We start from the raw sequence: 20,441 nt of genomic DNA, 5'->3' as shown, positions 1-20,441 counted from the left end.
GTAATTTCCATGCGTCTCCGCTTCCTGACCCTTGCCGCTGTCTCCGCCCTGGCCCTCGCCGCCTGTGGCGATCAGGGCGGGTCGTCCACCCGTGACGGCATCTGGGCTGCGGGTTCCTCGACGGTCTTCCCCTTCACCACCCGCGTGGCCGAGAATTTCGCCCGCAGCACCGGCGGGGCCATGCCGCGCGTCGAATCGCTCGGCACTGGCGGCGGTATCCAGGCCTTCTGTCAGGGCATCGGCGCGCAGACGCCGGACATCGCCAATGCCTCGCGCCGGATGAAGCCGTCGGAATACGACATGTGCGCCGCCAATGGCGTGACAGAGATCATCGAGCTCAAGATCGGCTTTGACGGACTGGTTATCGCCACCGCCCGCACCGGCGCCGACTTCGCCTTCGAGGGCGATGACCTGTATCTGGCGCTGGCCAAGGATGTGCCGGGCGAGGGCGGCTTTGTCGCCAACCCCAACATCAGCTGGGATCAGGTGCGCTCAGGCCTGCCGTCCACCCGCATTCTGGTCTATGGCCCGCCGCCGACCTCGGGCACGCGCGACTCCTGGCTTGAGCTCGGCATGGCGCCGGCCGCCATGGCCAATCCGACGCTGGCGGCCCTGTCGGAAAGCGATGAGGACGCGTTCGAAACCCGCGCCCACACCCTGCGCGAAGATCAGGTCTGGGTCGACTCGGGCGAGAATGACAACGCCATCGTCCAGACCCTGACCCGCACGCCGGGCTCGGTCGGCGTGTTCGGCTATTCCTTCCTCGAACAGAATTCGGAATCGGTGAAGGCGGCCAGCGTCAATGGCGTCTATCCGACGCTCGAGACGATTTCGTCGGGCGAATATCCGATCAGCCGGTCGATGTATATCTACATCAAGAAGGCCCACATCGGCGTGACGCCGGGCCTGGACCAGTTCATTGCCGAATTCGTCTCGGACGCCGCGTCCGGCCCCGGCGGTTATCTGCAGGATCGCGGTCTGGTGCCGCTTCCCCAGGCCGAACTGGCCGCCCAGCGCGAGATCGCCCGCGCTCACACCCCGATGACCCGCCCGGCGGACTAAGGGCCCGGCTCAGGCGCGCGCGGCCAGATGCTCTGCGACCGCGCGCGTCTCCCATAGCGCCAGATAGTGATCGGCCTCCAGCGGCTCGGGAAGGCTGTAGGGCGGTGCCTGCAGATTCAGATGACGAGAGCCGTGCGGGTGGCGCGGGGAGAGCGCGGCGTTTGCGTGGTCGCGATTGCTGGTAATCAGAAGATAGCGCGCTCCGGAGGCCACCATGTTCCGGAGGGCCCTGTGAACATCCGCTTCGTCCAGGTGGTTGAGCAGGTCCTTGCACAGCACCAGATCGGCGCGCTCGGGCGCCCGGCGCGTAATGTCCAGCGTCTCGAACCGGACATGGGGGTAACGGCGCCGGTTCAGCCGCACCAGCTCCGGCACAACGTCATAGCCGACATAGGCCACCCGGGGATGGGCGCCCAGTAGCATGGGCATCCAGTTGAAGTCGCCGCACGCCACGTCGGCGATGGAGTGGACGTCCCGCTCCCCGAGGATCCGTTCCAGCACTTCGAGCGTGTGGCGCACGGGCTCCGAGGCGCGTTCCGACCCGGGGCCAGAGGCACTTTCGGCCGACTCCCAGCGCCGATCATGGAACACCAGACCGAAGCGGGATGCCGCGTTCGGGCGCAGGCGACCGGCGAGGCGCCGGCGGTAGATCCACCGCGTAAGCGCGAGCGGCAGCATCACGCGGCCTGGGATCGGCGGCGCAGGCGGGTGATGCGGCGCAGGCGGCGCCAGAACCGGCCCCGCTCCGGCTCGGGATAGGGCTCGAGATTCTCTACGAACTGCTCGGCAGAGGCCCGCCAGCTGAACTTCTCCGCATAGGCCCGAACCTGGGCCCGGTCGAGGTCGAGGCAGGCCATGCAGGCGACCCGGAGGTCGTCGTCGATGGCCCCCGCGCCCGACCCCGGAATGATGTCGATCGGGCCGTGCGCCGGATAGGCCGCGACCGGCGTGCCCGTGGCCATGGCCTCCAGGATCACCAGGCCAAAGGTGTCGGTCCAGCTGGGGAAGACGAAGACATCGGCGTCGCGGAAACAGCGGGCCAGTTCCTCGCCGAACCGGGCGCCGAGGAATTTGGCCTCGGGATATTTCTGTTCCAGCTCGGCACGGGCCGGTCCGTCACCGACCACGATCTTGGTGCCCGGCAGGTCGGTTTCGAGGAAGGCCTCGATGTTCTTTTCGACAGCCACACGGCCGACGTTGAGCCAGAAGGGCCGCGCCCAGTCCTTGCCGCCCAGCTCGTCATAGATGCGCGGCAGGTCGGGGTTGAACAGTATGGTGTCGACGCCCCGCGACCAGGGCGAGACATTGCGGAACCCGCGTTCCAGAAGCTCGTCCCGCAGCGTCGGTGTGGCCACCATCAGCCGGCCCGACGGCTTGTGGAACCACTTCATATAGGCATAGCCGACCTGCACCGGGACCGGGAAACGGGCCGAGATGTATTCCGGAAATTTGGTGTGATAGCTGGTCGTGAACGGCAGTTTCCATTCGACGCAAATCCGCCGGGTGGCGATGCCGATCGGTCCTTCGGTGGCGATATGGACCGCGTCGGGCTCATAGGCCCGCAGGCGTTCGCGGATCTCTTCCTCGGCGCCGAGCGCCAGCCGGATCTCCGGATAGGTCGGGGCGGGGATGGTCTTGAACTGGCTGGGTTCGATGACCTCGACCTCATGGCCCATGCCGCGACATTCCGACACGGTGCGGGTCAGGGTTCGGACGACGCCATTGACCTGGGGCTCCCAGGCGTCGGTGGCCAGAATGATGCGCATGGAGGGGCCGTTGCAGCCTTTGTGTCTCGAAGAGGTCGAGACTTAACCTGAAGCGGGAGCGAAGGCGAGCCGGGATCCGCTTCAAGCGTGGCGGCAAAGACTTGGCCAGGCCCCCCTCCCGCTCCTTGAAAGAAGTCGCTAAGGGGGCCGGATGACCCTGAACGACCTTTCCGCCCGCTTCGACGAAACGACCCTCTCGCAGGACTGGGACGCGCTCGACGACGCGAAATTCATCGACGAGACCCAGTCGGTCCGCGCCCTGCTGGCCGAGATCCCGCTTTCGGGCGAGGAACGCGCCGCCGCCGTGGACGAAGCGGTCACCCTCGTCGAGTCGGCCCGCAAGGACTATCGCCTCGAAGGCGTGGTCGAGAGCTTCCTGCAGGAGTTCTCGCTGGGCACGCGAGAGGGTCTGGCCCTCATGTGTCTGGCCGAAGCCCTGCTGCGCACGCCCGACGAAGACACGCGCGACAAGCTGATCGCGGAAAAGATCGGCTCGGCCGACTGGGCCAAGCACATGGGTCAGTCGGACAGCCTGTTCGTCAACGCCTCCACCTGGGGCCTGATGCTGACGGGGCGGCTGGTCGAGGTGGACGAGGATGCCCGCCGCGACCTTCCGGGATTCCTGCGCCGGGTCGCCGGCCGGGTCGGCGAGCCGGTCATCCGCCAGGCCGTGGCCGCCGCCGTCCGCATGATGGGCGAGCAGTTCGTCGTGGGCCGCACCATCGGCAGCGCCCTCAAGCGCGCCAGCCGCGAAAAGTGGCTGTGCAGCTTCGACATGCTGGGCGAGGGCGCGCGTACCGTGGCCGATGCCGAGCGCTATGAGAAAATCTATGCCGACGCCATCCATGCGGTCGGCAAGGGACGGGCCCAGCGCCCGGAGTCCAAGGGCCCCCAGACCGGCCACGGCGTATCGGTCAAGCTGTCGGCCCTGTCGCCCCGCTATGAGGCGGTGCAGAGCGCCCGCGTCTGGGACGAGCTCTATCCCCGCATCAAGCGGCTGGCCCTGATCGCCGCCGAATACGACATGAATTTCTGCATGGATGCGGAAGAGGCCGACCGCCTCGTCATCTCGCTGAAACTGCTCGACCGGCTGGCGCATGACCCGGATCTCGGGGAGTGGAAGGGCCTCGGCCTCGCTGTCCAGGCCTATCAGAAACGCGGCCCCGAAGTGGTGGCCCGCGTCGCCGAACTGGCCCGCACCTCGGGCCGGCGGCTGATGGTCCGCCTGGTCAAGGGCGCCTATTGGGACACCGAGATCAAGCGCGCCCAGGTCATGGGGCGGACCGACTATCCCGTCTATACGACCAAGGCCGCGACCGACGTGAACTATCTGGTCTGCGCCCAGGCCATCATCGATGCGGCCCCGCATCTGTACGGTCAGTTCGCGACCCACAACGCCGTCTCCCTGACCGCGATCCACCGCATGGCACGCCGCGCCGATGTAAAGGTCGAGTTCCAGCGTCTGCACGGCATGGGCGAGGCGCTCTATGACGCGGCCGAGGCGCGCTGGAAGGACGACCGTCCGGTGGTGCGCGCCTATGCCCCCGTCGGCGGGCACGAGGAGCTGCTGCCCTATCTCGTCCGCCGCCTGCTGGAGAACGGCGCCAACTCGTCCTTCGTCCATGTGCTGATGGACGAGCGGGTGCCGGCCATATCGGTCGCGACCGATCCCGTCTCGCTGGTCGAGGCCCAGCCCGATCGCCACGCCCGCATCCCGGTGCCTCGGGCGATGTACGGCGACCGTCTGAACTCGCTCGGCCGCGACTACACCCGCAAGAGCGATCGCGAGACCCACGCCGAGGCCCTCGAACTGGTCGATCGCGAACGCCTGACGTCCGGTCCGATGATCGGCGGCCTGATGCACGCCGGCGTCCATGCCGAGGATGTCACCAATCCCTACCGGCGCGACGACATTCTGGGACATGTGTCCGAGGCGTCTCCGGAAGAGATCGACACCGCCATCAAACAGGCGGGCCGCGCCCAGGTGGCCTGGGACCGCAAGGGCGGCCATGCCCGCGCCCATGTGCTGCGCGCCATGGCCGACGGGCTTGAAGCCGACCTCGATCGTCTGGTCGCCCTGCTCAGCCGCGAGGCGGGCAAGACCCTGAACGACGGTGTGGCCGAGGTGCGCGAAGCCGCCGACTTCTGTCGCTACTACGCCATGCTGGCCGAGCGGGATTTCGGGGGGGCCGAGACCCTGACCGGTCCGGCGGGTGAGACAAACAAGCTGATGCTGCACGGCCGCGGCGTCTTTGCCTGCATCAGCCCGTGGAATTTCCCGCTGGCCATTTTCACGGGTCAGGTCGCGGCCGCGCTGGCCGCCGGCAATGCCGTGGTGGCCAAGCCCGCTGAACAGACGCCGCTGATCGCCGCCGAGGCGGTCCGCCTGTTCCATCGCTGCGGCCTTGAGCCCGATGTTCTGGCCCTGCTGCCGGGTCGGGGCGAGACGGTTGGCTCCAAGCTGGTGTCGCACCCCGGGATCAACGGCGTCGCCTTCACCGGCGGCACCGAAACCGCCTGGGCCATCAACCGGGCCATTGCCGCCCGGCCCGGCCCGATCCTGCCCTTCATCGCCGAAACCGGCGGGTTGAACGCCATGTTCGTGGACACCACCGCCCTGCGCGAACAGGTGATCGACGATGTGCTGGTCTCGGCCTTCGGCTCGGCCGGCCAACGCTGCTCGGCGCTCCGCATCCTCTATGTGCCGAAGGACCGCGCCCAGATCCTGATCGACGGGCTGAAGGGGGCGCTGAATGCGCTTGTGATCGGGGATCCGGCCGATCCCTCGACCGACATCGGTCCGGTGATCGACGCCGACAGCCGCAAGATCCTCGAGGATCACGTCGCCCGGCTGGAGAAGGAGGGCAAGGTCATCGCCCGCGGCAACCTTCCGGACGACGCCGGCCGCGGGGACCTGTTCGCCCCTGTGATCGCCGAAATCCCCACGCCCGACTTCCTCGAGCGCGAGGTGTTCGGCCCGATCCTGCACATCTATCGCTATGGCCCGAACGAGCTGAAGTCGGTCACGGAAAAGCTGGCCGGTCGCGGCTATGGGCTGACGCTGGGCGTGCACAGCCGGATCGAGGCCTTCGCCGATCAGGTCATCCGCCTGGTGCCCGCCGGCAATGTCTACATCAACCGGTCGATGACCGGCGCGGTGGTCGGCGTCCAGCCGTTCGGCGGCGAGGGCCTGTCGGGCACCGGTCCCAAGGCCGGCGGTCCCCACAGCCTGATCCGCTTCGCGGCCGAAAAGGCCATCTCGAACAACATCGCAGCCCAGGGCGGCGACCCGGCGCTGATGAATTTGTAGGGCAATGTTCCTCGACCCCGCCACTGCCACGGTCTTCGACGGCACGGGTTTTGGAAGGGGCTCCGGAATCTGGTCGTGGGACACGAAGGCGCGGCGACAGCGCTGGGTCTCTGTGCCGGGTGGCGGATATGTGCGGGTTCGAAGGCACGGCGATGGACTGATGCGGGTCCGGGACACCCATGGCATATCCATCCGGGCGTGCGCCGAAGCACACGTCGAGCTCAGTCGCCTTTGGACGGCGGAGGACGACTGGCGATTCGATGGCGACAGCGCCCTGTGGATCGAGCCCCTGCCGCTTCTCGTGAAGGGCAAGCGGAATCACACGGATCTGATCATCGTCGACGGACCGGCCCAAACGGTCACCCGACACGAGCTCAATTGGTTCTTCGAAGGTGAATACGACTTCGGCTATCAGGGACCGACCGAGTGTCTGGCGATGCCGGCGGTGGGGGTCATTCTCGTCGCCATTACCCGCAGCAGTACACTTGTGGTGCTCGATATTCACACGGGTCAGAAGCTGGACGAGATCCAGCTGTCGGGGCATGGCGGCGCCGGGAACCTCACGCGTCTTTCGGACACCACCTTTGCCGCCACGAACTATGACAGCTTGTGTCTGGTCGATGCGACGCAAGGCCTTATCCAGACCTCTGAGGTGTTGCAGCCCCCCAAGCCCCCCAATATGGCTCAGTTCATAGGAAACTATGATTGGGGCAGCGTTCTGGCCGTTGCACGACCCTTCAGCCGGGACGTCCTCAAGCTCGATCCGAAGACATTCGAGGTCATCGGGCGCCGTCGTGTTCTCCGTCGCCCCTTCAGCGTTTGCATGACCTCGGAGAACCAGTTCCTGACGCGGTCGTGGAAAACGGGTGCGGTCTCGCTCGGCGCTTTCAGGAGATAGTGCCTGAACCCTGCTCGGCGCGCTCACCATCCTCTCGCGGTATCTCCTTTTCGCCGAGACAGGTCCAAACTGTCCTGCTGATCGACCGGCGGCTGCAGCCTGACAAGGCCGGCACCAGCACCGAAACCCTGACGCGGATCGTGGCCCGAACCCTCATCGACGGGCTGAGGGCGACGCGGGGCTGATCGATCGTCAGGGGCAGAACGACGAAAGCCGGCTCCGCTTGCGCGAAACCGGCTCCCGTCATCCCTTGACGCACACCACCTGACGCAGGGTGTGCACGACCTCGATCAGGTCGGCCTGGGCCGCGATGACCGCGTCGATGTCCTTGTAGGCCATCGGCGTTTCGTCGATCACCTCGGCGTCCTTGCGGCACTCGACGCCCTGGGTCGCGCGGATGTGGTCCTCGACCGTGAAGCGACGCTTCGCCTCGGTCCGGCTCATGGCCCGACCGGCGCCGTGCGAGCAGGTGCAGAACGAGTCCGCATTGCCCTTGCCGCGCACAATGAAGGACTTCGCCCCCATCGAGCCGGGGATGATCCCCAGTTCACCGTCCTTGGCCGAGACCGCGCCCTTCCGGGTCAGGAACACGTCCTTGCCGAAGTGGCGCTCCTTCGAGACGTAGTTGTGGTGGCAGTTGACCGCCTCCTGCGTCGTCTCCAGATCCGGCCAGAAGACCTTCAGTACACCGAGCACCTGCTCCATCATCACCTCGCGGTTGGCGCGGGCGTATTTCTGCGCCCACGACACGGCGCGGATGTAGTCGATGAAGCCCTCGGAGCCTTCCGGGAAATAGGCCAGATCCTGATCCGGCAGGTTCAGGAACCAGCGCCGCGCCTCGTGCTTCGCCCGCTCGATGAAGTAGGAACCGAACCGGTTACCGACCCCACGCGAGCCCGAGTGCAGCATGACCCACAGGTCGCCGGCCTCGTCGAGGCACAGCTCGACGAAGTGGTTTCCCGTGCCCAGGGTCCCGAGGTGGCCAAAGCCGCGCGGATGCGCCGCCTTCGGGTGCTTGTCGACCACCGCCTCATAGCCGGCCTTCAGCGCCTCCCACCGGGTGGCCGTGGACGGCGGCGGCTCGGACTGCCAGGCGCCCTTGTCGTTGCGCCCGCCGTTGTCGGTGCGGCCGTGGGGCACCGCCGCCTCGATGGCAGAGCGGATGCCGGACAGATCGTCGGGCAGGTGTTCGGCCCGGACCGAGGTCCGCACCGCCATCATGCCACAGCCGATGTCGACCCCTACGGCCGCCGGAATGATGGCGCCCACCGTCGGGATCACCGAGCCCACGGTCGCGCCCTTGCCCCAGTGCACATCCGGCATGACCGCGACGTGCTTGTGGATGAAGGGCAGGGCGGCCACATTCTTCAGTTGTTGAAGCGCCGCATCCTCGATCGGCACCCCGCGGGTCCAGGCCTTGATCGGCACCCGCTCGCTTTCGATTACGTCATAGCCGGACATGGCCGACGTCTCCTCTTCTGTCTGGTTCTCCCGAACCGGTCAGAGGACGCCTGTCTGGATATGACAAACCCCTCCGCCGGAAAGCAGGAGGGGTTGGAAAAAACCGAAGCCGTTGCGCCCCGTCGCTTACCAGATCCCTCCCGCGCACGCGCCATTGCCCTCGACCGGCTGGCGGTCGAGCAACATGGGCAGGCACGAAGGGGCGGTTCTGGTGAACATGGGTGTCTCGGTTTCGGGAGGGCGCTGTTAGCCGAAACAGGGCGGGGCGGCTAGCCCTCTCCGAAATTAGTTCGCCGAAGCGTCGCTCCGGTTTATGCACTCCGGCTCGAAGGAGCCGGCTATTGCATATCCCACGGTCCAGCATCCCCGCGCCCACGCGGCGTCGGCGATACGAACAGTCGCCTTCAGGGTGGCGGTCTCGCCAGCGGGAACGGTCTGATCCCTAACGGGTGCTCCGTTGACCAGCGGCTCAAGCCGGTGGATTTGACCGGTCGTGGTCAGTGCGACCTCTGGCATATTGATCAACGCAAAGGGCGGTCCTTGCAGATTGCTGATCGCCCATCTGATCTCGACTTCGACCATGGCGTGGGACGCCTTCAACACATGGGCCTCGAACCCCGACAAGAGGATTTCGGATTTTGAGGCCGCCGCCATTTGGGTCGGCTGCCGAAGTGGTGCCGGGAGCGCTGATAGTGCAACAGTGGCCAATAGGCCGATCGCCCATCTAAAACGTGCCTCCCGGTTCGCCTGTGCAGTCATTTACGCCGGCCATCCCCCCGCGCGGCTGAGGGCGCTGGGGGCGGGGCGGCCGATTGCCTCTCCGATCCAGCGGGCGGTTTCGATCAGGGCGTCGAGGTCATAGCCGGTGTCGAACCCGGCCCGCTCGAGCATATAGACGAGGTCCTCGGTGGCGATATTGCCCGTGGCGCCGGGCGCGAACGGACAGCCGCCGATGCCGCCGACCGAGGCGTCCAGAACGTCGACTCCGGCCTCGATCCCCGCGTGGGCATTGGCCAGACCGGTGTTCCGGGTGTCATGGAAATGCAGGCGCAGGGTGGCGTCGGGCGCGGCCTTCCGCGCGGCCTCGACCTTTTTGGTGACCGCCCAGGGGTCGCCGGCCCCGATGGTGTCGGCCAGGGCGATCTCGCGGATGCCCATGGCGGCATAGGCCCCGACCATATCGGCGACCTCATCGACGCTGACCTCGCCATCGAACGGGCAGCCCCAGACGCACGACAGGGTCACCGACAGCGACGGCGCGGCGTCTCCGGGCGCGGCATTATGGCGGCGGGCGACGATGGCCTCGACCATGGCGCGCTGTCCGGCCCGGTCCAGCCCCTGATTCTTCAGGCCGAATCCATCGGTGGCGGCGACCGAAACATTGACCTCATCGACGGCTGTCGTGATCGCCCGGTCATAACCCCGGCCGTTCAGGACTAGGCCGATGCGGCTGCGGCCCGGCTCCGGGGGCAGGGCGGCCATGACCTCTTCGGCGCCGGCCATCTGCGGCACATATTTGGGATGGACGAAGCTGACGGCCTCGATCCGCCGGGCGCCGGCGGCCTCGAGCCTGCGGGTCAGTTCGGCCCGGACGGATGGCTCCAGCACCGCCTTTTCATTCTGCAGGCCGTCGCGGGGCCCGACCTCGACGATCTGGATCGGGCGGCTCATCGGGCCGATCCGGGGCTGACCTCGCTGCCCGGCGGAGCATAGACGGTCAGATTGACGTCATCCCCGGTCGAATAGTTGTGGCCGCTGACCTCTCCGACCGCGCGTCCGGTCACGCCCAGGCGGGCGGCGGCCTGGGCAAAGGCTTCGGCATCGCGGGCTTCGACAATGGCCGGGCGCCCTTCGGCCAGGGCCCGTGCCGCGCCTTCAGCATCGGTCAGCTGGGTCGCGCGGCCGGTCAGAAAGACAAAGCTGGGCTCATGGAAGGTGGTGATGGCCACGGGGCTGGTGGTCAGGCCCTGACGCGGATGCAGATTGGCCTCCTTCAGGACGCGGGTCAGCTGGGGGGCGATGGCCAGCGGGCGCAGTTGGCGGATGGTGCCGGACAGGGCGGCGTGGCTGACGATGCCAAGCGCCAGCGCGGCGACCAGTCCTGCGACCGGCGCCTTGTTCAGCAACAGGAAGCCGCCGATGGCTGCTGCCGCCACGGCGGTGACCATGGTGACTGCCGCCCAGGTCTGGGCCGTCGAGGTGGCATAGTTCGATACGCCATAGACGGTGACCGCCACGATCAAACCGGCAGCGATCAGGCCGAGCACCGCACCCAGCCTTCGTGACAGGGTGCCGATCGGCCGGGTCAGGGCGACCGCCGCCAGCAGGGCCAGCGCCCCGAAGGTCGGCAGGGTGTAGTGGGCCAGCTTGGTCGGGGCCAGCTCAAAGATCAGCCAGGCGGGCACCAGCCAGCAGATCAGGAAGCGGATGGCCGGCTCGCTGCGCCGCTGCCAGGCCGTCGAAATGGAGGCCGGCAGCATCTGGGTGGCGGGAAAGAACAACAGCGGCAGCAGCAGCAGATAGATCCCGGGAGGCGCGCCGTGACTCTCGTGGCTGCCGGCGATCTTGGGCGCCAGATCGCCGCCGATGGCCTCGCGCCAGAAACCGCCGTCGGTCGCGACCGTGATGGCCAGGGCCCAGGGCCCGACGATCAGCGCCACCAGCGCCAGTCCCCAGCCCCAGCCCAGGGGCCGTAGCCAGCGAATGTCCCGATCCCAGAGCGACAGGGCGAGGATGGCCGGCACGATGACGATCAGGCCGATCGGCCCCTTGACCAGGATCGACAGGCCCAGCGCCCCCCAGAAGATCAGCTTGTGGCCCCGGTTGGGCGGGTCATTGGCCCGCACCGCCAGATAGATGCGCATCAGGGCCGCCATGGCCGCCGTGACGCTGGCCACCAGCACGGCATCGGTCTTGGCGATCCCGGCCTCGGTCGACAGCAGGAAGCTGGCCCCCATGATGGCGCCGGCCAGCACGCCGGTGCGGGTGCCGAACACGGCCGACCCCACCCAGGCACAGGCGATGGCGGCAATCATGGCCCCCAGCAGGGAGGGCAGACGATAGGGCACGATGTTTCGCGCCTCGACGCTGCCGGTCACGGCCACAGCCGCGGCCTGCATCCAGTAGATGCCGATGGGCTTTTTCCAGCGCGGCTCGTCCTGGAAGCGGATGTCGACGTAATCGCCGGTCTCCAGCATCTGCGAGGTGGCCTGGGCATAGCGGCTCTCGTCGCGATCCAGTGGCGGCAGCAGCATCAGGCTGGGCAAACCCGCAACCAGCGCCACAATTGCCGCCAGGGCCAGACCGCGCCAGCCGCGCAGTCGATGAGCAAGATCGAAACCGGTCATGGTCACGCTTCTATCACGCGGTTTCGGATCGCGTCAGCCGTCTCGCGCGACCGTGAGGGCCCGCCCTCCCCCTTCGCCGCAAAACGGGCTAGAGAGCGACCATGACAGCCGAGCTCCCCCGCATTTCCGTGGTCGTTCCCGTGCATGACGAGGCAGGGGCGGTCGAAACCCTTGTCACCGAGATTGCCGAGGCCTTTTCGGGCCGGGCGTATGAGATGGTGCTGGTCAATGATGCCAGCCGCGACCAGACCCTGGCCATCCTGCAGGGCCTGAAGACCCGCTTTCCGGCGCTGCGCGTCCTGTCGCACGGGGCCAATGCGGGCCAGAGCCGCGCCGTGCGTACGGGCATTCTGGCGGCGCGCGGCGAAGTGGTGGTGACCCTGGACGGGGACGGCCAGAATCCGCCGTCCGAGGCGCCGAAACTGGTCGATGCCCTGCTGGCCGCCCCACCCGAGGTCGCCCTGGTCGGCGGTGTTCGCCAGCGGCGTCAGGACACGGGCGCCAAGCTGTGGGCCTCGCGCTGGGCCAACCGCATTCGAAAGCGCCTGCTGGGCGACGATGCCGACGACACCGGCTGCGGGCTGAAGGCCTTCCGGCGGGACGTCTTCCTCAGGCTTCCGTATTTCGACCACATCCACCGCTATCTGCCGGCCCTGATGATCCGCGAGGGCTACCAGAACCGCTATCTGCCCATCACGCACAGGGCGCGCGATTCCGGCCAGTCGAAATACACCAACTGGGAGAGGCTGATGGCCAGCCTGTCGGACCTTCTGGGCGTCATGTGGCTGAAATCGCGCTCCCGGAATCCGGGACAGGTCACCGAGGTCGAGGGCCGCGAATAAGGCGCTCCGGTCTCGGCACCGGCACGACGAGGAGGGGTGTGAAGACGATGATCGCTGACGCCTTGCGCTCGCCCCTTGTCCGCCATGACCGGATGATCGCCGGGAACAGCCTGCGGTCGGCCCTGAGCCGCCGGGGTGACCGGTTGTTCGTGGGCGCAATGGCGGTGATCGCCCTTGTGGCTCTGCACCATCTTCTGGCTGGCCGTCCCCTTCCGATAGCCATCGGCCTGGTCGGCATTGCCTCTGCCCTTGTCGGGATGGGGCTGGCGGATCTGGTTCACCGGCGGCTGGCGTTTCATGCGTCTGACGGTGTTCTGGCTGCCGACGCACTGCACCGCGTAACCCGGCGTGACTTCGGTCTGGTGCTTCATCTGGCGGGGGGCGCCCTTGTGTTGCTGGTGGCCCTGATCGGCAGGCCGGACGCCGCGCTGGTCGCCCCGGCGGCCTATCTGGCCGGGGCCGCTCTCGGACATGGGGTGCGGGCCGTCCTGCCCCGGCCCGGCGCGCGGGCCAAAGACCTTGTGCCCAGAGCCCTGCAGGCCTTCCTGAGGCGACCGGTGTCCGGGGCCCTGGCGGCGGGAATGCTGATCCTGATCCTTCCGGCGCTCGGGGCTTTCGATGTCGCCCGCGGCGCCGCCTTTGCCGGGATTCTCGGCGCGGGGGCGGCGCTCATGCTCACGACCGTCGATGATGCGGCGGTGCGGTTCATGACCCTGTCCGGATACCCGGCAGGGCGGATCATCGGCCGGCAGGCCCGCCCGTTGCTCCTGTGTCTGGCGCTGACCCTCCCTGCGGCCGTCCTCCTGTCCCGGGGGATGGCGGGTCTCGCCATTGCCGGTGCGGGTGCGGCGGCGCTCGCCCTGATGGCTGCGCGCGTCCTCGCCTACCGGGTCCATGATCGACGCATCGCCGACCTTGTCCTCGGCCTTTGCGTGGTGGCCTGTGCGCTGGCCGGGCTGACCTTTCCGCCCGCGGTGCCGCTGGTCGTCCTCGCCATCCTCTGGGGGCTGGCCCGGCGGTCCGTCCCGGCCACATGGCGGCTGGCATGACCGTCGCGGTCGAGCTGACACAGGCGTCGGTCGAGCGCTCGGGCAAGCGGGTGGTCGGCGGAGTCGACATGTCGGTGCCGTCCGGCGCCTGGTTCGGCCTGATCGGCGCGAATGGCTCGGGCAAGACCAGTCTGTTGCGGGCCCTGGCGGGGCGTCTGCCGCTGGCCGAGGGACGCTGCCTCGTCGAGGGCGTCGACCTGGGTGCGGACCGGATGGCCCGAGCCCGGCAGTTCGGGTTTGCGCCCCCCGCCGACCGGTTGCCCGAGGCTCTGCGGGTGCGCGATCTCCTCGAACTGGTGGGCGGAGACGCAGAGGTGGCCCTTGATCGCCTCGGCCCGGTGGGCACGGCCCTGGGCATCAGGGCCCTGTGCCGACGGTGGGTCGGGGACTGTTCGGCCGGCATGCGTCAACGCGTGGCCATCGCCCTTGCCTTCGTCGAAGGGCGTCCGATGACCATTCTCGACGAGCCGTTCAACTGGCTCGACCCTGTGGCCGCGTTCGATCTGCGGGAGGCCTTGCGGGGGCGCGTCAACGACGGGCTGACGCTGATCACGGCGCTTCACGACCTGGGCACCCTCGCCACCGCGTGCGATTCGGGGTTGATGCTGGCCGAGGGCCGGGCCGCCCTGACGCTGGACCGGGAGCGACTGGCCGAAGCCGCCCGCGAGCCCCGCCTGTTCGAGCGTCGAACGATCGACCTGCTCCGCTCCGGTGCGGGCCGTGACGGACACGGCACAGGGGAACAGGCTTGCCGTAAAGGTTAACAGGTCCCACTATCAGATCGGACGTCCGCCCTGCGGACATGGAGGGAACGGATCATGTGGATTGCTGTACCGCTGCTGGTCGTGCCGTGGCTGCTCTACAACATCGTCGTTCTGACGGGGCTGATGGGCGGTGATCCGTCGCTGGGCGCCGATCCCTCGCTGCGCCAGGCGGTCTTTTCCCTGCCGATGACCTCGGGTGTGCGCTGGAGCGTCGGCGTGGGCGACATGATCCTGTTCCTCGGCCTGATCTTCCTGTTCTTCGAGCTGCTGAAATCGACCTCCAGCCAGAAGGTGGCGATCGTCAATCACGCCCTGTCGATGATCCTGTTCGTCGTCTGCCTGGTGCAGTTCCTGCTGATCCCGACCTTTGCCACATCGACCTTCTTCCTGATCACGGTGATGGTCATGCTGGATGTGTTGGCCGGGTTCATCGTGACGATCATCGCGGCCCGCAAGGACCTCGACTTCAGCGGCGCCTGATCAGCCGAAGACGCTGAACACCAGGGCCACGATCATCACATCGGTGGCACGGGCGGTAAACGAAAACAGATTGGCCAGAGACATGATCCGGGCTCCGATACGGGACAGGGGGCCCGCATCCAGCAAGGGTCATGCCGCAGAACCGGCTGCCGCTCAGACCTCGGTCTTGTCGATCTTGCCCGGCGGCGGGCGACGGTCTTTCGCGCCGGAGTATTCATTGCCCAGATAGGCCGAACGGGCGGCATCCAGCACCGGCGGGCCGCCTCTCAGACCCTTGCGGGCCCCCGTCTGCCCCAGCATCTGGGCCTCGAACGCCCCCGTCCCGAGTGGGGAAACCGGAGGCGGGGTGGCGGCAGGGCCTGCCGCCGGATCGGCAGTTTCGTCCGGGCCCCCGGCAGGGGTTTCCCGGGGCACCAGGGCGCGGCCCTCGGCCCGGCGGTCCGCCTGGCGGCGCTCGTCCTCGCGACGTCGGCCCTCACGCCGGTCCGGCACGACGCCCGTGACGGGCGGGGCCGGACCTACAGGCGGGATGCGCCCTGTCATGCCGGATCCGATCCGCCCTTCTTGCCGCCGCGGGTGCTGCCCTCGGCCAGCCGCTCGATCTGGGCCCGCATCTCGTCCATCTGGCGGCGCATCTCGTCCAGCGCCGGGTCGCCGCCCGATGTCCCGCCCGCCGCCGCCGCCCGGGACGGGGTCTCGGGTGCCTCGGCGGTCTCTTCGGCCGCTCCGGGGCGCGTATAGGCGTTGAAGCCCGGGAACAGGGTCATGGCCTTCTGGAACATCACCATATTCTGGCGGACAGCGTCCTCCATCAGGCCCGCGCCGGCGCCGGTGCCGAACGCCCGGTTCAGCTGGGTGCGGAACTGCTCCTGCTGCTTGGAGAAGGAATCCAGCGACATCTCCAGATAGCTGGGCAGGACGCCCTGCATCTGACCGCCGTAAAAGCCGATCAGCCGCCGCAGGAATTGCACGGGCAGCAGGGCCTCGCCCCGGCTTTCTTCCTCAAAGATGATCTGGGTCAGGATGGTCCGGGTCAGATCGTCATTGGTCTTGGCGTCATAGACGACGAAGTCGATCCCCTCGCGCACCATGGCGGCCAGATCATCGAGCGTCACATATGAAGAGGTGGCGGTATTGTAGAGCCGCCGGTTCGCATACTTCTTGATGACGACCGTGTCGCCACCGGGCTTGGCATCCGTCACGCTGATGTCCTTGTCGTGAAACCGGGGTCACTATCGCGCGGCCCGACGCTTTACGCCAGCCTCCACCGCGCGGGGCTCAGGTTGCGGGTGCCAGCACCACGCCCACCAGGATGGCGGCCCAGTGCACACCGGCTCCGGCGACCACAAATCCGTGCCAGATGGCCCGGCGGAACTTCACCTTTGGGCTGATGAAGACGAAGACGCCGGAAGTATAGACCAGCCCGCCGATCACCAGCAGGGTCAGGGCGGCCGGGTGCACCGTATCCAGCAGGGGCTTGAGCGCCAGCACGGCCAGCCAGCCGAAGATCACATAGACGGTGCTCCAGATCGCATCGGACAGGCGCGGCAGCACCAGTTTGGCGGCCACACCGCCCAGCGCCAGCGCCCAGATCAGCACGGTGAAGCCGGTCGACCAGGCCCCCTCGAACCTCTGGGTGGTGAAGGGCGTATAGCTGCCGGCGATCATCAGGAAGATGGCGGCCTCGTCCAGCCGCCGCAGCAGCGGCCGGGCAGGTCCCGGATGGGTCAGATTATAGACGGTCGAGGCCGTCAGCATGGCGATCAGGCACAGGGCATAGACCGCCGTCGCGATGATCAGGCCCGCGCCCGCAGCCGAAAACGACGACATGACGGCCAGCACAATGCCGCCGATCGCGGCCAGCCCCAGACCCACCAGATGCACCCACAGATCGGCCAGGCGTTCGCCGCGCGTCTCATAGTGCTCGGCCATGTCCAGCTCATCGGGCTGCATCAGGCGGCGGATCAGGGTGGGCAGTGTCCGGGTCATGGGCCGTGCTTTCTTCAGGCCGTGAAAGAAGACGCGTCGAGACAGTCACTGTGGCCGACACTAGGTCAGTGGAATGACTCGACCCTGAATCCGCTCCGTCCCGGCCGACAAGAATTCCCCCTGCGGCAGTTGCGCCACACCGGATGTCGCGGCGATCTAGAGGATGTAGCGGCTCAGATCGCTGTCGCCGGTCAGGTCGCCCAGCCGCTCGCGCACGGCGTCGGCGTAAAAGCGGATCGTCTGCCCTGACAGGTCGGCGGCCTTGTAGCTGGTCTCTTCCAGCACCCGTTCGACCACGGTGATCAGGCGGCGTGCCCCGATGTTCTCGATCGCGCCGTTGGCCGCGACGGCGGCGTCGGCCAGCGCCTCGATAGCGTCGTCGGTGAACTCCAGCGTCACATCCTCGGTCGCCAGCAAGGCCTGGTTCTGGCGGATCAGATTGGCCTCTGGCTCGGTCAGGATGCGCTTGAAGTCATCCCGCGTCAGGGCCTTCAGCTCGACCCGGATCGGCAGTCGTCCCTGAAGCTCGGGCAACAGATCGCTGGGCTTGGACACATGGAATGCCCCCGAGGCCACGAACAGCACATGGTCCGACTTCACAGGGCCATAGCGGGTCGCCACTGTCGTGCCTTCGATCAGGGGCAACAGGTCGCGCTGAACGCCCTCGCGGCTCACGTCTCCGCCCCCCCGGTCCTGGCGCGCCGCCACCTTGTCGATCTCGTCGATGAAGACGATGCCTTCGGATTCGGCCAGATGCACGGCCTCGCGCGCCAGGCTGTCGCTATCCAGCAGCTTGTCCGATTCCTCGGCGATCAGGGGCGCATGGGCCGCCTTGACCGACAGCCGCACCGTCTTGGTGCGCGGGCCGCCCATCTTGCCCAGCATCTCACTCAGATTGATCATGCCGACATTGCCGCCCGGCGCCATGCCCGGCAGGTCCAGTCCGGGCATCGGCGAGGCCGTATCGGCCAGCGCCAGATCGATTTCCTTGTCGTCCAGTTCGCCCTTGCGCAGCCGGGTGCGGAAGGCGTCGCGCGTGGTCGCCTGGGCGCCGGCACCGACAAGGGCATCCAGAATCCGGTCCTCGGCCGCCCGCTCGGCCTGGGCGCGGACCTCGTCCCGGCGCCGGTCCCGCACGATGATCAGGGCCGCCTCGACCAGATCGCGCAGGATCTGGTCGACGTCCCGGCCCACATAGCCGACCTCGGTGAATTTGGTGGCCTCAACCTTGAGGAAGGGCGACCCGGTCAGCTTCGCCAGCCGCCGGGCGATCTCGGTCTTGCCGACGCCGGTCGGCCCGATCATCAGGATGTTCTTGGGCGTGACCTCGTCGCGCAGCTCATCCGGCACACGCTTGCGCCGCCAGCGGTTGCGCAGGGCCAGCGCCACGGCACGCTTGGCATCGGCCTGGCCGACAATGAAGCGGTCAAGCTCGGAGACGATTTCGCGGGGGGACAGATCAGTCATGGGCTCGCAGATAGTCAGACAGCGGGTCGAAAACGAGGGGGGTCAGCGGTCCAGCCGCTCTACGGTCAGATTGCCGTTGGTGTAGACACAGACCTCGGCGGCGATGGCCATGGCCTTGCGGGCGACGTCTTCGGCATCAAGGTCGGTGTTCTCGATCAGGGCGCGGGCCGCTGACAGGGCGAAATTGCCGCCGGATCCGACGGCGGCCACCCCGTGTTCGGGCTCAAGCACATCGCCGACGCCGGTCACGGTGAAGATCGAGGTCTTGTCCGCGACCAGCAGCATGGCTTCCAGCCGCCGCAGATAGCGGTCGGTGCGCCAGTCCTTGGCCAGATCGACGCAGGCGCGGGCCAGCTGATCCGGATATTGCTCCAGCTTGGCCTCCAGCCGCTCCAGCAGGGTGAAGGCGTCGGCGGTCGCTCCGGCAAAGCCCGCGATGACGCGGCCACCGGCCAGGGTGCGGACCTTGCGCGCCGCGCCCTTGACGATGGTCGGCCCCATCGAAACCTGACCGTCGCCGGCGAGGACAGTGGTGCCGCCCTTGCGGACCGCGAGGATGGTGGTGCCGTGCCAGCCCGGGCCGGCGTGCGAAGCGGAGGAGGACTCTGTATGGCTCATTCTGCCCAAATGGGGCCGCGATTGAGCGCCCGCAAGCTCAAGGTTCTGAAATGTAACAGACTAATGACGGCCATAATCTTGCCCATGTAAACCGTTACATTAGAATTCAATTCCGTGTAGCGTCCCCACCTCCGCTATTCTCCCCATTCAGGCAGAACAATGCTCCATCGCATCACCTATGTGAGCGAGGCCCTGGGCTCGCTCGGTACCAGCCTGCTGTCGGTTGCCCAGGTCCTGGGTGTGTCCGAGGCCAACAACCGTCGCGATCATCTGACCGGTGCGCTTGCCATTGATGCCGGGCGGATCGTGCAGGTCATTGAGGGGTCGCGCATGGACGTGGATCGCCTGCTTGGGCGCCTGCGGACCGATCCCCGCCACACCAATCTGTCGATCCTCGCCGATCGCCCCGTGGCAACCCGCCTGTTCGACGCCCCCATGGCGCACTGCCATTTCGAGACCTGGTCGACGACCCTGGACCTGCTGGCCCTCGCCCAGGGCCGGGTTCCGGTTGACCATGCCGAGGATCTTCTGGCCCAGTGTGCCCGGGGAGACGGCACCCCGGACACAGCGCGGACCGGCACCGACGGCTAGCGGAACATTGCGGGTCGATTCCCCGCATGACGCGACCTAAACAGGGCCGTGACCTTTTCCGAAGACGAGATCGAACGGTATGCCCGCCATCTGGTGCTGGCCGATGTCGGCGGGCCCGGCCAGCAGCGGCTGAAGGCCGCGCGCGTGCTGATCGTGGGCATGGGCGGCGTCGGCGGTCCGGCTGCCCTGTATCTGGCCGCGGCAGGGATCGGCACATTGGGGCTGGTGGATGACGACACCGTCTCGCTGTCGAACCTCCAGCGCCAGATCCAGTTCGAGACCGTTGATGTCGACCGATCCAAGGTCGAGGTTTCGGCCCGGCGGCTGACCGCCCTCAATCCCCATGTCAAGGTCCGGACCTTCGCCGAGCGCCTGTCGACGGCCACGGCTTCGCAGCGCGTCGCCGGTTGGGATCTGGTCATTGATGGGACGGACGATTTCGAAACGCGGATGGCCGTGAATGCCGCCTGCGTGCAGGCCCGGGTGCCGCTGGTTTCGGGCGCGCTCGGCGCCTGGAGCGGACAGGTGGCCGTGTTCGAGGGCCGGCCCTGCTATCGCTGTCTGGTGCCGGACATTCCGCCCGATGCCGAAACCTGCGCCCGGGTCGGCGTGATCGGGGCTCTGGCCGGCTTCATCGGCAGTCTGGTCGCGCTCGAGGCCATCAAGCGACTGGCTGGCGCGGGTGAAACCCTGACCGGACGGCTGTGGATCCACGATGCCCTGACCGGCCGGTCGCGCACCGTGCGGATCGCCGCTGACCCGGCCTGTCCGGTGTGTCGCTGAGGGTCAGCCGGAGT

21 protein-coding genes are annotated in these 20,441 nt (G+C 67.5%); 9 read left to right on the top strand and 12 right to left on the bottom strand.

Translation table 11 applies throughout. The annotated features are described in order from the left end of the window. Nucleotides 1-9 precede the first annotated feature (9 nt). Nucleotides 10-1,062 (top strand): substrate-binding domain-containing protein, encoded by a 1,053-nt coding sequence (locus tag V7672_RS07060; protein WP_335623892.1) that lies wholly within the window; start codon nucleotides 10-12, stop codon nucleotides 1,060-1,062. 9 nt (nucleotides 1,063-1,071) lie between these two features. On the opposite strand, the gene V7672_RS07055 is transcribed toward V7672_RS07060, so the two are convergent. Next, nucleotides 1,072-1,581: a class I SAM-dependent methyltransferase gene (locus V7672_RS07055; protein WP_335623891.1), complete on the bottom strand. Its 510-nt coding sequence runs from the start codon at nucleotides 1,579-1,581 to the stop codon at nucleotides 1,072-1,074. Between the two features lie 158 nt (nucleotides 1,582-1,739). Further along, on the bottom strand, nucleotides 1,740-2,828 hold the full coding sequence (locus tag V7672_RS07050) for a glycosyltransferase family 4 protein (protein ID WP_335623890.1): 1,089 nt from the start codon (nucleotides 2,826-2,828) through the stop codon (nucleotides 1,740-1,742). A 151-nt stretch (nucleotides 2,829-2,979) separates the two neighbouring features. Here V7672_RS07050 and putA point away from each other — a divergent pair, with 151 nt between their 5' ends. After that, on the top strand, nucleotides 2,980-6,138 hold the full coding sequence (putA, locus tag V7672_RS07045) for a bifunctional proline dehydrogenase/L-glutamate gamma-semialdehyde dehydrogenase PutA (protein WP_335623889.1): 3,159 nt from the start codon (nucleotides 2,980-2,982) through the stop codon (nucleotides 6,136-6,138). Between the two features lie 4 nt (nucleotides 6,139-6,142). Then, nucleotides 6,143-7,036 (top strand): hypothetical protein, encoded by an 894-nt coding sequence (locus tag V7672_RS07040; RefSeq protein ID WP_335623888.1) that lies wholly within the window; start codon nucleotides 6,143-6,145, stop codon nucleotides 7,034-7,036. Nucleotides 7,037-7,279: 243 nt separating this feature from the next. On the opposite strand, the gene V7672_RS07035 is transcribed toward V7672_RS07040, so the two are convergent. From V7672_RS07035 to V7672_RS07020, 4 genes are all read right to left on the bottom strand, one after another. Then, a complete protein-coding gene (locus tag V7672_RS07035; RefSeq protein ID WP_335623887.1) occupies nucleotides 7,280-8,497 on the bottom strand; it encodes an RtcB family protein in 1,218 nt (405 codons plus the stop codon). A 285-nt stretch (nucleotides 8,498-8,782) separates the two neighbouring features. Further along, nucleotides 8,783-9,256, bottom strand: a complete 474-nt coding sequence (locus tag V7672_RS07030; protein ID WP_335623886.1) for a hypothetical protein — start codon at nucleotides 9,254-9,256, stop codon at nucleotides 8,783-8,785. Continuing rightward, the gene (locus tag V7672_RS07025; protein ID WP_335623885.1) at nucleotides 9,257-10,168 is read right to left on the bottom strand and encodes a hydroxymethylglutaryl-CoA lyase; all 912 of its coding nucleotides are present in this window, start codon (nucleotides 10,166-10,168) and stop codon (nucleotides 9,257-9,259) included. After that, nucleotides 10,165-11,844, bottom strand: coding sequence for an ArnT family glycosyltransferase (locus V7672_RS07020; protein ID WP_335623884.1), 1,680 nt, complete (start codon nucleotides 11,842-11,844; stop codon nucleotides 10,165-10,167). Before V7672_RS07020 ends, V7672_RS07025 begins: the two co-directional genes overlap by 4 nt. A gap of 101 nt (nucleotides 11,845-11,945) precedes the next feature. Between V7672_RS07020 and V7672_RS07015 the strand changes: the two genes are divergently transcribed. Genes V7672_RS07015 through V7672_RS07000 form a run of 4 tightly spaced genes read left to right on the top strand, consistent with a single transcriptional unit; the run spans nucleotide 11,946 to nucleotide 14,979 of the window. Next, nucleotides 11,946-12,686: a glycosyltransferase family 2 protein gene (locus V7672_RS07015; protein WP_335623883.1), complete on the top strand. Its 741-nt coding sequence runs from the start codon at nucleotides 11,946-11,948 to the stop codon at nucleotides 12,684-12,686. Nucleotides 12,687-12,724: 38 nt separating this feature from the next. Then, nucleotides 12,725-13,735 (top strand): hypothetical protein, encoded by a 1,011-nt coding sequence (locus V7672_RS07010; RefSeq protein WP_335623882.1) that lies wholly within the window; start codon nucleotides 12,725-12,727, stop codon nucleotides 13,733-13,735. Next, nucleotides 13,732-14,499: an ATP-binding cassette domain-containing protein gene (locus V7672_RS07005; protein WP_335623881.1), complete on the top strand. Its 768-nt coding sequence runs from the start codon at nucleotides 13,732-13,734 to the stop codon at nucleotides 14,497-14,499. The genes V7672_RS07010 and V7672_RS07005 overlap by 4 nt, the downstream gene beginning before the upstream one ends. A 54-nt stretch (nucleotides 14,500-14,553) precedes the next feature. Further along, entirely contained in the window at nucleotides 14,554-14,979 is a 426-nt protein-coding gene (locus V7672_RS07000) for a hypothetical protein (protein WP_335623880.1), read from the top strand. On the opposite strand, the gene V7672_RS06995 is transcribed toward V7672_RS07000, so the two are convergent. The 6 genes from V7672_RS06995 to hslV form a co-directional block, all read right to left on the bottom strand. Further along, the gene (locus tag V7672_RS06995) at nucleotides 14,980-15,105 is read right to left on the bottom strand and encodes a hypothetical protein (RefSeq protein ID WP_260155554.1); all 126 of its coding nucleotides are present in this window, start codon (nucleotides 15,103-15,105) and stop codon (nucleotides 14,980-14,982) included. Between the two features lie 27 nt (nucleotides 15,106-15,132). Beyond that, nucleotides 15,133-15,522 (bottom strand): hypothetical protein, encoded by a 390-nt coding sequence (locus tag V7672_RS06990; protein WP_335623879.1) that lies wholly within the window; start codon nucleotides 15,520-15,522, stop codon nucleotides 15,133-15,135. Next, nucleotides 15,519-16,181: a polyhydroxyalkanoate synthesis repressor PhaR gene (phaR, locus tag V7672_RS06985; protein WP_335623878.1), complete on the bottom strand. Its 663-nt coding sequence runs from the start codon at nucleotides 16,179-16,181 to the stop codon at nucleotides 15,519-15,521. The genes V7672_RS06990 and phaR overlap by 4 nt, the downstream gene beginning before the upstream one ends. A 76-nt stretch (nucleotides 16,182-16,257) precedes the next feature. Continuing rightward, nucleotides 16,258-16,968 (bottom strand): PAQR family membrane homeostasis protein TrhA, encoded by a 711-nt coding sequence (gene trhA, locus V7672_RS06980; protein ID WP_335623877.1) that lies wholly within the window; start codon nucleotides 16,966-16,968, stop codon nucleotides 16,258-16,260. A gap of 156 nt (nucleotides 16,969-17,124) precedes the next feature. Then, complete coding sequence (hslU, locus tag V7672_RS06975; RefSeq protein WP_335623876.1) at nucleotides 17,125-18,435, bottom strand: ATP-dependent protease ATPase subunit HslU; 1,311 nt, start codon at nucleotides 18,433-18,435, stop codon at nucleotides 17,125-17,127. 42 nt (nucleotides 18,436-18,477) lie between these two features. Next, nucleotides 18,478-19,053, bottom strand: coding sequence for an ATP-dependent protease subunit HslV (gene hslV / locus V7672_RS06970; protein ID WP_335623875.1), 576 nt, complete (start codon nucleotides 19,051-19,053; stop codon nucleotides 18,478-18,480). A 159-nt stretch (nucleotides 19,054-19,212) separates the two neighbouring features. Here hslV and V7672_RS06965 point away from each other — a divergent pair, with 159 nt between their 5' ends. Together V7672_RS06965 and V7672_RS06960 are read left to right on the top strand one after the other, a co-directional pair. Continuing rightward, nucleotides 19,213-19,644: a BLUF domain-containing protein gene (locus V7672_RS06965; RefSeq protein ID WP_335623874.1), complete on the top strand. Its 432-nt coding sequence runs from the start codon at nucleotides 19,213-19,215 to the stop codon at nucleotides 19,642-19,644. Nucleotides 19,645-19,692: 48 nt separating this feature from the next. Continuing rightward, complete coding sequence (locus V7672_RS06960) at nucleotides 19,693-20,427, top strand: HesA/MoeB/ThiF family protein (RefSeq protein ID WP_335623873.1); 735 nt, start codon at nucleotides 19,693-19,695, stop codon at nucleotides 20,425-20,427. Nucleotides 20,428-20,441 lie beyond the last annotated feature (14 nt).

This window comes from Brevundimonas sp., assembly GCF_036963785.1.
Classification (GTDB): domain Bacteria; phylum Pseudomonadota; class Alphaproteobacteria; order Caulobacterales; family Caulobacteraceae; genus Brevundimonas.
This window is presented reverse-complemented; position numbering and strand designations above follow the sequence as displayed.